Source organism: Aeromonas sp. Marseille-Q7275, assembly GCF_965119515.1.
In genome coordinates, this window is sequence record NZ_CBCPLW010000023.1 from 59,551 (window position 1) to 73,565 (window position 14,015).

General features: G+C 62.5%; 13 protein-coding genes and 1 riboswitch. Of the genes, 8 read left to right on the forward strand and 5 right to left on the reverse strand.

Annotation, left to right across the window (positions count from 1 at the left end):
• Positions 1-121: 121 nt before the first annotated feature.
• Positions 122-646, forward strand: coding sequence for a non-heme ferritin (gene ftnA / locus ACWPWQ_RS18345; RefSeq protein WP_025325223.1), 525 nt, complete (start codon positions 122-124; stop codon positions 644-646).
• A 153-nt stretch (positions 647-799) separates the two neighbouring features.
• Entirely contained in the window at positions 800-1,984 is a 1,185-nt protein-coding gene (locus ACWPWQ_RS18350) for an NAD(P)/FAD-dependent oxidoreductase (RefSeq protein WP_454010454.1), read from the forward strand.
• Between the two features lie 120 nt (positions 1,985-2,104).
• Here the strand turns inward: ACWPWQ_RS18350 and ACWPWQ_RS18355 are convergent, their stop codons facing one another.
• Complete coding sequence (locus ACWPWQ_RS18355) at positions 2,105-3,325, reverse strand: MFS transporter (protein ID WP_429082782.1); 1,221 nt, start codon at positions 3,323-3,325, stop codon at positions 2,105-2,107.
• Positions 3,326-3,547: 222 nt separating this feature from the next.
• Here ACWPWQ_RS18355 and leuE point away from each other — a divergent pair, with 222 nt between their 5' ends.
• From leuE to ACWPWQ_RS18375, 4 genes are all read left to right on the forward strand, one after another.
• A complete protein-coding gene (gene leuE, locus ACWPWQ_RS18360; RefSeq protein WP_454010455.1) occupies positions 3,548-4,186 on the forward strand; it encodes a leucine efflux protein LeuE in 639 nt (212 codons plus the stop codon).
• Positions 4,187-4,394: 208 nt separating this feature from the next.
• The gene (locus ACWPWQ_RS18365; protein WP_247627614.1) at positions 4,395-6,068 is read left to right on the forward strand and encodes a sensor histidine kinase; all 1,674 of its coding nucleotides are present in this window, start codon (positions 4,395-4,397) and stop codon (positions 6,066-6,068) included.
• Between the two features lie 129 nt (positions 6,069-6,197).
• Positions 6,198-6,926: a LytR/AlgR family response regulator transcription factor gene (locus ACWPWQ_RS18370; protein ID WP_454010456.1), complete on the forward strand. Its 729-nt coding sequence runs from the start codon at positions 6,198-6,200 to the stop codon at positions 6,924-6,926.
• 109 nt (positions 6,927-7,035) lie between these two features.
• Positions 7,036-8,232 carry an L-lactate MFS transporter gene (locus tag ACWPWQ_RS18375; RefSeq protein WP_454010457.1) on the forward strand — a complete coding sequence of 399 codons (1,197 nt, stop codon included), beginning with the start codon at positions 7,036-7,038 and terminating at the stop codon, positions 8,230-8,232.
• Between the two features lie 71 nt (positions 8,233-8,303).
• Here ACWPWQ_RS18375 and ACWPWQ_RS18380 read toward each other — a convergent pair whose 3' ends face one another.
• Together ACWPWQ_RS18380 and purE are read right to left on the reverse strand one after the other, a co-directional pair.
• Positions 8,304-9,428 (reverse strand): 5-(carboxyamino)imidazole ribonucleotide synthase, encoded by a 1,125-nt coding sequence (locus tag ACWPWQ_RS18380; protein ID WP_454010458.1) that lies wholly within the window; start codon positions 9,426-9,428, stop codon positions 8,304-8,306.
• Positions 9,425-9,934 carry a 5-(carboxyamino)imidazole ribonucleotide mutase gene (gene purE / locus ACWPWQ_RS18385; protein ID WP_025325239.1) on the reverse strand — a complete coding sequence of 170 codons (510 nt, stop codon included), beginning with the start codon at positions 9,932-9,934 and terminating at the stop codon, positions 9,425-9,427. The genes ACWPWQ_RS18380 and purE overlap by 4 nt, the downstream gene beginning before the upstream one ends.
• Before the next feature lie 210 nt (positions 9,935-10,144).
• Positions 10,145-10,322, forward strand: a riboswitch (cobalamin riboswitch).
• A 52-nt stretch (positions 10,323-10,374) separates the two neighbouring features.
• Here purE and ACWPWQ_RS18390 point away from each other — a divergent pair.
• Both ACWPWQ_RS18390 and murI read left to right on the forward strand, forming a co-directional pair.
• Positions 10,375-12,210 carry a TonB-dependent receptor domain-containing protein gene (locus ACWPWQ_RS18390; RefSeq protein WP_454010459.1) on the forward strand — a complete coding sequence of 612 codons (1,836 nt, stop codon included), beginning with the start codon at positions 10,375-10,377 and terminating at the stop codon, positions 12,208-12,210.
• A 115-nt stretch (positions 12,211-12,325) separates the two neighbouring features.
• Positions 12,326-13,114 carry a glutamate racemase gene (gene murI, locus ACWPWQ_RS18395; RefSeq protein WP_342059260.1) on the forward strand — a complete coding sequence of 263 codons (789 nt, stop codon included), beginning with the start codon at positions 12,326-12,328 and terminating at the stop codon, positions 13,112-13,114.
• Between the two features lie 4 nt (positions 13,115-13,118).
• On the opposite strand, the gene ACWPWQ_RS18400 is transcribed toward murI, so the two are convergent.
• Both ACWPWQ_RS18400 and ACWPWQ_RS18405 read right to left on the reverse strand, forming a co-directional pair.
• Positions 13,119-13,610: an RNA recognition motif domain-containing protein gene (locus ACWPWQ_RS18400; protein WP_202047961.1), complete on the reverse strand. Its 492-nt coding sequence runs from the start codon at positions 13,608-13,610 to the stop codon at positions 13,119-13,121.
• Between the two features lie 224 nt (positions 13,611-13,834).
• On the reverse strand, positions 13,835-14,015 hold a 181-nt coding region (locus ACWPWQ_RS18405), incomplete at its 5' end, for a hypothetical protein (RefSeq protein WP_454010460.1).

Below are 14,015 nucleotides of genomic sequence, written 5' to 3' on the forward strand. Positions count from 1 at the left end.
CCGTATGGGTGACAGGATGAGGTGAAGCCGGGTCACAACTGCGAGCGCTGACCGCCGTATCTGGTTGCGTCAGGCTGCAACAGTGGCGACAATCGTGACCAAATCACAGTGGAGAATCATCATGTTGGCCAAAGCCATGATCGAGAAGTTGAACGAGCAGATTAATCTTGAATTCTATTCCTCCAATCTCTACCTGCAGATGAGCGCCTGGTGCGAGGACAAGGGCTTCGAAGGGGCTGCCACCTTCCTGCGCAAGCACGCCGCCGAGGAGCGCCAGCACATGGAGCGCCTGTTCACCTACGTGAGCGAGACCGGTGGCATGCCGCTGCTGGGGGCCATAGATGCGCCTCCCCACGAGTTCAACTCGCTGGGGGACATCTTCCGCACCACCCTGGAGCACGAGTACCACATCACCAAGTGCATCAACGGCCTGGCCCATGTGGCATTCACCACCCAGGACTACTCCACCTTCAACTTCCTGCAGTGGTACGTGGCCGAGCAGCACGAAGAGGAGAAGCTGTTCAAGAGCATCGTCGATCGCCTGTCGCTGGTGGGCGAAGATGGCAAGGGTCTCTACTTCATCGACAAGGAGCTGGCCGAGCTGGCCAAGGGCGCCCCTGCCAGCATCATGGACGGCAACGCCTGATAGTCGTGGACACTTAGTGTTCAGCCAGTACAATACGGCCCCCTCGTGGGCCGTTTTCGATTGATGCAGCCATGAAACCGCCGCTGTGGTTTCTGCCGGATGCGATGACGGCCCCTTGGCAGGGGCCGTTTTTCTTTTGATGGGTGAGTGACGATGAAGCAGGTGGATGTGGTGGTGATCGGGGCCGGGGCGGCCGGCTTGATGTGTGCGGCCCAGGCCGGTTATCGGGGGCGATCCGTGCTGCTGCTGGACAACGCCAAGAAACCGGGTCGCAAGATCCTCATCAGCGGCGGCGGTCGCTGCAACTTTACCAACCATCAGGCCGGTCCCCACGCCTTCCTCTCGGGTAATCCGCACTTCTGCAAGTCGGCGCTGGCGCGCTACACCCAGCAGGACTTCATCGATCTGGTGGACAGGCACGGGGTGAATTATCACGAGAAGACCCTGGGCCAGCTGTTCTGTGACGAGAGCGCCAAGGAGATAGTCGAGGTGCTGCTCACCGAGTGTGACTGGGCCGGGGTGACCCTGCAGTGCCAGACCGAGATCCTCTCCGTCAGCAAGAGCGAAGAGGGCTTCGTGCTGACCACCAGTCAGGGGGAGGTCAGCTGCCACTCGCTGGTGGTGGCCACCGGCGGCCTCTCCATGCCGAAACTTGGCGCCACTCCGTACGGCTTCAAGCTGGCGGAGCAGTTCGGCCTCAACGTGCTGCCCACCCGCGCCGGTCTGGTGCCCTTCACCCTGCATCAGGAACAGAAAGAGGCGTTCGCCGATCTCGCCGGGGTCAGCCTGCCGGTGGCGGTGACCGCCGAGGATGGCACCCGCTTCAAGGAGGCCATGCTGTTCACCCACCGTGGCCTCTCGGGCCCCGCCATCCTGCAGATCTCCTCCTTCTGGCTGGCGGGGGAGAAGATCCACATCAACCTGCTGCCCGAGCTGGATATCCCTGCGGCCCTCAAGGCCTGGGCCCAGGCCCATCCGGCCCAGGAGCTGAAAACCGTGCTGGGGCGCGAGCTACCCAAGCGCTTCGTCGACAAGCTGGTGGAGCTGGGGCAGCTCCACAGCAAGCCGATGCGTCAGTACAACGAACGGGAGCTGGAGGCGGTGGCCACCTTGCTGGGGGACTGGCAGATACTGCCGAACGGCACCGAAGGCTATCGCACCGCCGAGGTGACCCTGGGGGGGGTGGATACCAACGAGCTCTCCTCCAAGACCATGGAGGCGCGCAAGGTGCCCGGTCTCTACTTCGTCGGCGAGGTGGTGGACGTGACCGGCTGGCTCGGTGGCTACAACTTCCAGTGGGCCTGGTCTTCCGGTTGGGTGGCCGGCCAGTACTGCTGACAATCCTGTTCCCTCATTCATCCCGGACAATGGCGCCGCCTAGGTGGCTCCCTTGTCTGGCTCCAACGCGGCCTCCCAGGCCGCGTTTTTTATGGGTGGTATTCCTCGCGGGGTGGCCCGTTATCCTTTTCTAAGAGTCGGCAAGAAGGCGGTCAGCAAGCCGATGAGCGGCAGGTAGGCGCAGAGCTGGTACACGGTCTCTATGCTGGTGGCATCGGCCAGCTGGCCCAGCAGGGCGGCGCCTATGCCCCCCATGCCGAAGGCGAAGCCGAAGAAGAGGCCGGAGATGGTGCCGACCTTGCCGGGCACCAGCTCCTGGGCGTAGACCAGGATGGCGGAGAAGGCCGACGCCAGGACGAGGCCGATGATCACCGAGAGCACCGAGGTCCAGAACAGGTCGACGTGGGGCAGCAGCAGGGTGAAGGGGGCGACCCCCAGGATGGAGATCCAGATCACCCGCTTGCGGCCGATGCGGTCACCGACCGGCCCGCCGAGCACTGTGCCCGCCGCGACGGCGAACAGGAAGGCAAACAGATGGAACTGGGCGCTATCCAGGGAGAGGCTGAACTTGTCCATCAGATAGAAGGTGTAATAGCTGCTCAGGCTGGTCATGTAGAAGAACTTGGAGAACATCAGCAGGCCCAGGATGGCCAGCGACCAGCCGATCTGGCGGCGGCTCAGGCCGCTGCCGGCATGGGCCTTCATCCGCTTGTGGAAGTTGGCCCCGTGATGGCTGGACCAGCGCCCGACCAGGCAGAGCACCATGACGCCCACCAGGGCGAACAGCGAGAACCAGGCGGCGCTGCCCTGTCCCTGCGGCACTATGATGAGCGCGGCGAGCAGCGGACCTATGGCCGAGCCGAGGTTGCCGCCGATCTGGAACAGGGATTGGGCCAGGCCCGGCTGGTTGCCGGCCGCCATGCGGGCGACCCGGGAGGATTCCGGGTGGAAGACGGAGGACCCCATGCCGATCAGCATGGCCGACAGCAGCACGGCGCCAAAGCTGCCCGCCTGTGACAGGGAGAGCAAGCCTATCAGGGTGAAGCCCATGCCGAGGGGAAGCGAATACGGCATGGGCTTGCGGTCCGTGTAGAGGCCGATCAGCGGCTGCAACAACGAGCCCGTGAACTGGTAGGTGAGGGTGATGAGCCCTATCTGGGTGAACGACAGATCGAGCCCCAGCTTCAGCAGCGGATAGATGGCCAGCAGCACCGACTGCATCATGTCGTTCAACAGGTGCGAGAAGCTGATGGCGGCAATCACCGGATAAGTGGTGGTGTTCAGGGGGTCGGCCGAGGGCGGGGCGGCGATCGGTGTGTCGGTACTCAGGGTCTTGTCCATGGGTGAGGTATCTGCGGTTTCACACTCCCTCTACCATGCCCTATCCCGGTGCATCTGGACATAACCAAAGTGGGCGAACACCGGGGCTGCTCTCGATCGGCGTGCCAGCCGTTCATCCTGAAGGTGTGGGGATGGCAGGTCAGATCTTGTGCTTGGCGCGTGGCGGATTAGTATAGAAAGCCTGCCGCCGCTATCCGGCCCATCGCCCGCCATGGAGGGAACATGTTCGAAAGCCTGGGAGTCATCAACGTCTGGACCTATCTGGTGGGGCTCTTCTTCATCATCATAGCGCCGGGCCCCAACTCGATTTATGTTCTGCGCACCGCCGCGGTGCGGGGCATTGGGCCTGGCTATCGCGCCGCCCTCGGGGTCTTCGTCGGTGACGCCATCCTCATCTTCTGTGCCTATCTGGGGATCGCCTCCCTCATTCGCACCACCCCATTGCTGTTTACTCTGGTGCGTTATCTCGGCGCCATCTACCTGCTCTATCTGGGGGTGAAGATCCTCCATGCCAACTTCATTGCCAGGCGCGAAGGGCAGGAGTCTTCGGTGGAGCTGGGGGAGCGCTATTTCTCCAAGGCCCTCACCCTGAGCCTCACCAACCCCAAGGCGATCCTGTTCTACGTCTCCTTCTTCGTGCAGTTCATCGACTTCAGCTATGCCCACACCTGGATCTCCTACCTGGTGCTGGCCGGCATGCTGGAAGCCATGAGCTTCGTCTATCTCACCCTGCTGATCTTCGGCGGCACCCTGGTGGCTAGCTTCTTTCGCCGTAAACAGGGGCTTGCCCGGCTGGGCAATGGCCTGATCGGTCTGTTCTTCATGGGCTTCGCCGCCAGATTGGCGACCCTGTCGTCCTGATGCCGTCCCTCCCTTCTCCATCGGGCTGAATATGGCAGTGCTATGCCTCCCCGGTGCCTGCCTGCGGTACACTGGGGCCCGATGAGAGGGCCCCTCTCTTTTCAATCCTGCCGCCGTGGTCTCATGCCCCTGATTTGATCGGGGTCAGCCGTCCATGGCCAGATTCCTTCTATAGTGCGCCCCTTGTGGCCATAGGCCGGAGGGCCCCATGCTCGAAAATCAGATGATGTTGTTGGCGGTGTTTGAACGGGCGGCGCTGATGCTGATGACGCTCTTTCTCCTGACCCGCACCCGGCCATTCCAGCGACTGTTCCAGAAGCGGGATCACACCCCGGCGGAGCTGCTGCTGGTGGCCGCCATCTTCGGCCTGTTCGCGGTGTTCAGCACCTACACCGGCATTCCGGTGGAGGGGGCCCTCATCAACGTGCGGATCATCGCCATCATCTCAGGCGGCATACTGTTCGGCCCCTGGGTCGGCATTCCGGCCGGAGTCATCTCGGGACTGCACCGCTACCTCATCGACATGGATGGCCACACCTCCATCCCTTGCCTCATCGCCAGCATCATCGCCGGTCTGCTCGCCACCTGGCTGCACCTGAAATGCCGCAAATCGCGGCTCTGGCTCTACGGCATACTGGCTGGCATGGCCTGCGAGGGGCTGACCATGCTGCTGATCTGGCTGCTGACCGAGCCCCATGCCGTGGGGGTAGAGATCGTCAGCCACATCGCCTACCCCATGATCGCCGGGACCCTCTGCATCGGCCTCATCATCAAGCTGGTGCAGGATCTGGATGACGAGAAGGAGCTGATTGCCGCCAAGCAGGCCAAGCTGGCGCTGGACATAGCGAACCAGACGCTGCCCTTCTTCCAGAACATCGATCGCCACTCCCTCGGCCAGGTGTGCGCCGTGATCCGACGCGAGATCGACGCCGATGCGGTGGCCATCACCGACACCCGGGACGTGCTGGCCTACGTGGGGGTGGGCAAGGATTACTACGAGCTGGACGAGCACCACGCCATCAGCGACATGACCCAGCGGGCGGTGCTGCTCGACCAGATCATCATCAACAACGATCTGCGCCAGTATCACCTCTCCGATTTCCATTCGGTCATCATCATTCCGCTGCGGGAGAACGGCGCCGTCAGCGGCACTCTCAAGATCTACTACCGCCGCACTCACAGCATCACCAGCTCCCTCAAGGAGATGGCGGTGGGCCTCTCCCAGCTCATCTCCACCCAGATGGAGGTGTCGCGCATCGAGCAGCTCAAAGAGATGACCCGCAAGGCGGAGTTCACCGCCCTGCAGAGCAAGATCAACCCGCACTTCCTGTTCAATGCCCTCAACGCCATCTCGTCCTTGATCCGCATCCGCCCCCAGCAGGCGCGCCAGCTGATCGCCAATCTGGCGGACTACCTGCGCTACAACCTCAACAAGGGGGACGAGCTCATCGACATCCAGGAGGAGCTGCAGCAGGTGCGCGACTACGTGGCCATCGAACAGGCCCGTTTCGGGGACAAGCTGGAGGTGGTGTTCGAGGTGGACGACGTCCACATCCAGGTGCCGAGCCTGCTGTTGCAGCCCCTGGTGGAAAACGCCATCCTGCACGGCATCCAGCCCCGCAGCGCGCCGGGCCGGGTCACCATAGAGGTGAAGCAGCTGGCGGGGGGGATTCGGGTGGCGGTGCGCGACACCGGCTACGGCATCAGCCAGGCGGTGATCGACGGGGTGGCCGCCGGCCGGGTGGAGAGTCGCAGCATAGGCCTGATGAACGTGCATCAGCGGGTCAAGCTGCTGTACGGGGACGGCCTGCACCTCAAGCGGCTGGAGCCGGGAACCGAAGTCTGTTTCTATCTGCCGGATCAGGAGGCGATGCCATGTTGAGGGCCATCATGGTTGAAGATAAGTGTGTGCTGCGAGAGGGGTTGTCATGCTGAAAGCCATCATTGTCGAAGATGAATGTTTGATGCGGGAGGTGCTGGTCTCTCCTGCGCGCCTTCAGGGGGCAATGCCATGCTGAAAGCCATCATAGTGGAAGACGAATATCTGGCTCGCGAGGAGCTGATCTATCTGGTGAACCAGCACAGCCAGCTCGAGATAGTGGCAAGCTTCGAGGATGGGCTGGAGGCGTTCAAGTACCTGCAGGATCACGAGGTGGACGTGGTGTTCCTGGATATCCAGATCCCCTCCATCGACGGCCTGCTGCTGGCCAAGAACCTGCACAAGTCGAGCCATCCGCCCCATATCGTCTTCGTCACCGCCTACAAGGAGTTCGCGGTGGAGGCGTTCGAGCTGGAGGCGTTCGACTATATCCTCAAGCCCTACAACGAGCCGCGTATCATCAATCTGCTGCAAAAGCTCGAGCATGCGGGCAAGTCGCAGCCGGGGCAGGGGGAGGTGAGCATCCCGCACAATCGCACCGTCAATCTGGTGAAGGGGGAGCGCATCATAGTCACTCCCTGCGAACAGATTTACTACGCGGAAGCGGACGAGAAGCTCACCCATGTTTACACCCGCACCGATCGTTACGTGATGACCATGGCCCTCAGCGAGTTTGTCAGCCGCTTGCCGGCGGAGGGGTTCTTTCGCTGCCACCGCTCCTACTGCGTCAACATCAACAAGATCCGCGAGATAGTCCCCTGGTTCAACAGCACTTATCTCATCCGGCTCCATGATCTGCCGTTCGAGGTGCCGGTCAGCCGCAGCAACATCAAGGCGTTCCGTCAGCTGATGCGGCTCTGATTGTCATTCATGCCCGCCGATCTGCATTTCATGCCTTAATCGATCGGCGGGAGTGGCGTCTTGCCTATAGTGGCCCCAGTTTCCTTAAGGCCATCGACCGAGACGCATCATGACCATCGATCTGAATCGCACCCGCTACCTCACCCTGTTGGGGACCATCATCACCCAGTTCGCGCTGGGATCCGTTTACACCTGGAGCCTGTTCAACGCCCAGCTCTCCGACAAGCTGGACGAGCCGGTGAGCCAGGTGGCCTTCGCCTTCGGCCTGCTCAGCCTCTCCCTGGCGGTGGCCTCCTCCCTGGCGGGCAAGTTGCAGGAGCGGTTCGGGGTGCGCAACGTTACCCTGGGAGCCGGCGTGCTGCTCGGCATCGGCTTCTTCCTCACCGCCCACGCCAGCAACCTGGCCATGCTCTACCTCTGCGCCGGCATTCTGGTGGGCTTCGCCGACGGAACCGGCTACCTGATGACCCTCTCCAACTGCGTGAAGTGGTTCCCGGAGCGCAAGGGGCTCATCTCCGCCTGCTCCATCGGTGCCTATGGCCTCGGCAGCCTGGGTTTCAAGTACATCAACCTGCTGCTGCTGTCGAACAATGGGCTGGAGGCGACCTTCCAGCTGTGGGGGCTGATCGCCATGTCCATGGTGCTGGTGGGCGGCATGCTGATGAAGGATGCGCCCCAGCAGGCCGCTTCCGTGCAGCAGACCGAGAGCCGTGACTTCACCCTGGCCGAGGCGATGCGCAAGCCCCAGTACTGGATGCTGGCGCTGATGTTCCTCACCGCCTGCATGAGCGGCCTCTATGTCATCGGCGTGGCCAAGGACATCGGCGAGAAGATGGTGGGCCTGCCTGCCGTGGTCGCCGCCAACGCCGTCGCCATCATCGCCATGGCGAACCTGGGTGGTCGCCTGGTGCTGGGCATACTGTCCGACAAGATGTCCCGCATCCGGGTCATCACCATCGCCCAGCTGATTACCTTGGCGGGCATGGCGCTGCTGCTGTTCGTGCCGCTCAATGCCAACCTCTTCTTCGTGGCTGTCGCCTGCGTCGCCTTCAGCTTCGGCGGCACCATCACCGTCTACCCCTCGCTGGTGAGCGACTTCTTCGGGCTCAACAACCTGACCAAGAACTACGGCGTCATCTATCTGGGCTTTGGTCTGGGCAGCATTATAGGCTCCATCGTGGCCTCCCTGTTTGGCGGCTTCATGGCGACCTTCAACCTCATTCTGGTGTTGCTGGTGGTGGCCCTGGTGCTCTCCCTCACCATACGGCTGCCGGCCCCCGTTACGGTGGCGGCGGATCGGGGCTGACCTGGTCCCCACTGCGGTAAAAAAGAAGACCCGGGCCTTGGCCCGGGTCTTTTCGTTGGTACCAGCGACGCTTAGCGCGGCGGCAGTCCCAGCAGGGTGCGCAGCTGGCTGGCGGTGGCTTCGACCGTCGGCCAGTCGCGGCCGGTGACGGTCACATGGCCCATCTTGCGGCCGGGGCGGGCGTCGCCCTTGCCATAGAGGTGCAGGTGCACCCCGGGCAGGGCCAGGGCGCCGGCCCAGTCCGGCGTGCCGTCCTGCCACAGATCCCCGAGCAGGTTCAGCAGGATGGCGGGCTGAACCTCAGCCTGCGCCGGCAGGGGCAGATCACACAGGGCGCGCACCTGCAGCTCGAACTGGCTGCAACCGGCGTTGTCGATGCTGGGGTGGCCCGAGTTGTGGGGGCGGGGCGCCATCTCGTTGACCAGCAGCGCGCCGCCGACCAGGAAGAACTCCACCGTCAGCACCCCCACATAGTCGAGGGCGGCGATGATGTGCTCGGCGATACGCTGGGCTTCCGCCTCCAGGGCGGGCACATTGGCCGGGGAGCGGGTCTGATCCAGGATGCCGCCGCTGTGCCAGTTCTGCACCAGGGGCAGGGCGCTGATGGCACCGCTCGGGCTGCGGGCTAGGGTGAGGGCAAACTCCCCCTCCAGCGGCAGGCGCTTCTCCAGCACGCAGGGCACGCCGCTGGTGGCCAGGGCCGCTGGCAGCTCGTCGGCCTGGTGGATAGTCCACTGTCCCTTGCCGTCATAGCCTTCGCGAGCCGTCTTGAGAATGGCGGGGAAGAGGTCGCTGGGCAGGGCCGGCAGCGGATCGCCCGGCAGCAGGGTCAGGTTCGGGGCGACCGGCACCCCGGCGCGGGTCAGGAAGGCTTTCTCTTCCCGGCGATCCTGGCAGACGCGCACGGCGCTGGCCGCAGGGCGCACCGGCAGGTGTTGCTCCAGCAGGGCCAGGGAGGCTGCCGGTACGTTTTCGAACTCGCAGGTGACGGCATCACAGCGACTGGCCAGATCGCGCAGCGCCTCGGCGTCGTCATAGGCCGCCACTATCTGGGCGTCGGCCGCGGCGCCGGCGATGCTGGCGGGATCCGGATCCAGCACTATCACCTGATAACCGAGGCGATGGGCCGACATCACGAAATAGCGGCCGAGCTGGCCGCCCCCCAGCATGCCGAGGGTGGCGGGGGGCAGTATCATGCCGGGTCCTCCAGTTGCAGGGCCAGCACCCGATCGCGCTCGTTGGCGCGGAAGCTGTCGAGCTGCTGGTGATAGCGAGGGGCGTCGCCATCCTGGGCAACCGACAGCAGGGAGACGGCAAACAGACCGGCGTTGGCGGCCCCCGCCTCGCCGATGGCGAAGGTGGCGACCGGCACCCCCTTGGGCATCTGCACTATGGAGAGCAGGGAGTCCATCCCCTTGAGCTGACGGGTCGGGATGGGCACACCCAGCACAGGCACCGTGGTCTTGGCGGCCAGCATGCCCGGCAGGTGGGCGGCCCCGCCGGCCCCGGCGATGATGGCGCGCAGGCCGCGCTCGCGGGCACTGGCGGCATATTCGAACAGCAGATCCGGGGTGCGATGGGCGGAGACGACGCGCGCTTCATAGGGCACGCCGTGCTCCTTGAGGATGCGGGCTGCCGCTTGCATCACGGGCCAATCGGAGTCAGAGCCCATTACCAGGCCGATCATTGGGGGGGTCGTCATTACGGCTTCCTCGGGGGTGTCAAACGTTTGCCGCATGTTACCAAAAAGCCGTGGGACCTGGCTCAACATTTCTTGCGTCTGACCCCGTCGGATTGCGCCTAACTGAGGTCATGACAGAGGCGCAGGGCGGCAATTGTGCCACTCGACACCCTCTGGTGGGAAAAAGTGATGGCAGCAATCCAGATGGCTATACATCCAATCCGGCTCTGCCTATAATCCCCCCGCTTTGGCGCATCATGCTTAAAAGGGAATCCGGTGAGAATCCGGAGCTGGCGCGCAGCGGTAAGGGGGAACGAAGCGACATCAGGGCACTGCCGTCAGGTGGGAAGCCGTCGCTGTAGGCCATCAGCCCCCAAGCCCGAAGACCTGCCAAAGTTCGTATTTCGGGCCGAGAGAAACCGGCCACGAAGTAGATGCTTACGCGAACTTAAGGATCTCTCATGTCCAAGAAATTATTGGCGGCTGCCCTGTTGCCAACGGCGGCCTTTGCCCAGTCTTCCCTTCCTGCCAATGACACCATGGTGGTCACCGCCAACCGGGTGGAACAACCCGTCAGTTCTGTGCTGGCTCCCGTGGTGGTGATCGATCGCGCCGAGATCGAATCCCGCCAGGTATCGAGCCTGACGGATCTGCTCAAGACCCTGCCCGGGGTACAGATCACCACCCTGGGTGGCCGGGGCCATATCAGCAGCCTCTTCATCCGCGGCACCAACTCCAACCACTCCCTGGTGCTGATGAATGGCCGTCCCATCGCCGCCATGGTGGCCGGCACGCCGGATCTCAGCCAGATCCCGCTCGGCAACATCGAGCGGGTCGAGTACATCCGCGGGCCGCGGGCCGCCGTCTACGGTTCGGATGCCATAGGTGGCGTCATCAACCTCATCACCAAGACCTCCGCCAAGAATGGCAGCGAGACCCACCTGAAGGGGGGCGCAGGCAGCCATGGTTATGGTCAGGGCCAGCTGCGCACCGTGCAGGCGCTTGGCCAGCAGACCGACATGAACCTGCTGGTGGGCTATGAGCGGACCGATGGGTTCGACGTGGTGGCCGGTGCCCAGCAGCCGGATCGGGACGGTTTCGACAGCCTCAATGGCCAGGTCGGGATGAACCATGCCTTCAACGACGCCTGGAGTGCCGATTTCAACGCCCAGGGTTATGACAACCAGACCGAGATGGACGACCCCTATCAGTCGGCCGACCAGAGCCGGGTGAAGGCCTTCCAGTACGACGGTGGCATCAAGTTCCAGAGCGAGACCCTGACCAGCCGGCTGGAAGCCAGCTACGGCGAGAACAAGCTGAAGAGCTGGCTGGAGAGCCAGGGGGAGTCCAGTGCCCAGCCGATCCACACCGGCTTGACCCGCTTCTCCTGGATCAACAGCTGGAGCGGCATCGAGGGGCTCAACCTGACCGGTGGCGCCGATTGGCAGCAAGAGCAGATGAAGTCCGATTCGCGCAGCTATGGCCAGTCCTTCAATGCCCCGGATCGCGACAACACAGGTCTGTTTGCGGTGGGCAGCTATCGCTGGCAGGCCCTGCTGTGGGAGCTGTCCGGTCGCACCGATGACAACGAGCAGTATGGCCGTCACAACACCTGGTCCGCCGCCAGCGGGCTGGACATAGATGACAACCACAATGTGCGGTTGAGCTACGGCACCGGCTTCAAGGCGCCGACCTTCCTCGATCTCTACTATCCCGGTTATGAGAACCCGGATCTGAAGCCGGAAGAGAGCAAGAACCTGGAGCTGGACTTCTCCGGCCGTTACACCGCCTGGGATTGGTCAGTGAACCTCTATCGCAACCAGATCCAGAACCTGATCTCCTGCCAGAGCGCCTTCTCCAGCTGCAAACCAGACAACACGGATGCCGAGATCCGCGGCGTGGAAGTGGCGCTGGGGCTGGAAACCGGTCCGTTCCATCATGACCTGAGCTTCGATTACACCAAGACCGAAGACAAGAACGATGGCGATCAGCCGCTGCTGCGCCGTGCCAAGCAGAAGGCGAGCTGGCTGACACAGGTACAGCTGGGCCCGGTGGATCTGTCGACCGAGCTGCTCTATGTGGGCAAGCGGGACGACAAGAACTTCAGCAGCTTCCCCGCAGAGCGGGTGGTGCTGAGCTCTTACACCCTGGTCAATCTGGGGGCCAGCTACGGGGTGACGCCTGCGCTTACCCTGGGCGGTCGCATCGACAACCTGTTCGATCGTGACTATGTCCCGGCCTATGGCTATGCCTCGCCGGGCACCGAGTTCAAGCTGACCGCCGACTACCGTCTCTGATCCGCTGCTCTGCTTATATAGAGAGGAAAAAGCGAGGCCCCGTCCTGTACGGGGCCTTTTCTATTGGCCGCCGGCGGGAGTATGATCGCCGCCTCGCATCCAAGGGGGAGCTCTGGTGGCCAATATTCTCGTGTTCGACTCCGGTATGGGCGGCTTGACCGTCTATGGGGAGATCCGTCGCACCCTGCCGGCACACAACTATTTCTACTGCTTCGACAATGCCCACTTCCCCTATGGCGAGCTGAGCGAACCAGAGTTGATCGCTGTCTGCACCGGCTTGGTCAGCCACATGGTGGCCGAACACGCCATCGATCTGGTGGTGATCGCCTGCAACACGGCCAGCACCATAGCCCTGCCATCTCTGCGAGCCACCCTGAGCATTCCTGTGGTGGGCGTGGTGCCCGCCATCAAGCCTGCCGCCGCCCTGACCCGCAATGGCTGCATCGGTTTGCTGGCAACCCCGGGCACCGTCAGCCGCGAATATACCCATGAGCTCATCGCCCAGTTCGCGCCGGGCAAGCGGGTGTTGCTCAAGGGGGCGACCGAGCTGGTGATCGAGGCCGAGCGCAAGCTGGCGGGACAGACGGTCAACATGGGGCTGCTGCGAGAGGTGCTGGCGGACTGGATGGAAGGGGAGGAGAGGCCGGATACCCTGGTGTTGGGCTGTACCCATTTCCCGCTGCTGGGGGATGAAATCCGGCAACTGATGCCGGAGGCCCAGTTGGTTGACTCGGGCAATGCGGTGGCAAGACGGGTGGCCCATCTGCTGGCCGCGCTCCCGTCCACCCTCACCGGGGAAGGGCAGGGCCATGCCTATTGCAGCCTGCTGGATGCCCGGGCCCAAAAACTGACAGCCCCCTTGCAAGCATGGGGGCTGTCATCACTCGAAGAGGTGCTGTGCTGAGTCCTCAGGCGTCGACGTCGGCGCCTTCTCTCTCATCCCTGTCCCGCTTGTCGTTGGCTTCACGTACCTTAAGGGTGCGCTGCTGATACTCCTTGTCATTGAGCGCGGCTATGGCCTTGGCCGCATCGGCGACCGGCATCTCAACAAATCCGAAGCCCCTGCGCTTGCCAGTGGCCTTGTCTTTCATCAGACGGACGGAAATCACCAGACCCTGCTCGGCAAAGAGCTCGCGCACGGCAATCTCGTTGGCACGGTAGGGCAGGTTGCCTACATATAAGGTGCATGTTTCTTGGCTGGCATTCTGCTCGGCCGCAGCGGCAGGAGCCCGGTTAAGGAACAGCGGTACCACGAAACCGCCAATGGCCAGACCTACGGCAAAAATGACTTCGGCTTTCAGGGAAAACTGCAGGGCCTGGGCAACCAGATAACCGACCAACGCCAACACCAGAGCGAGAACGGCCGCCTGCACATAAACGGGAAACTTGGATAAATTCATCTTTAAAGACCTTTTGTAAATGAAAGCAAAAAAGGTGCAACACTCTATTCACCTCCATGGTAACCAGCTTTACGACAGGACGCTACCATGGACCACTCGGGACACATTATCCGCTTCAGTATGGCATTCCTTAAACAAGGAAGACCCGGTTAAATGCCAATAAAACAGAGCTGAAATCATCGGCTTGTGGATAACATTGTATATATACACTGGGTAAGCTGTTTCTAACTGGATAATTTGAAGTTTCCGTGACTTTCTTCAAAAAATCCCTTGTCATCGTGATCCGGCTCCCTATAATGCGCCCCTACCAGCACGGCGGAACACGCCGGACTGATGAGCCATCTTCCTTGTGAAGCAGGCGCCGAAAGAAAAGCGAAAACAACCGCTTGACTTTCGAAGTGAGGA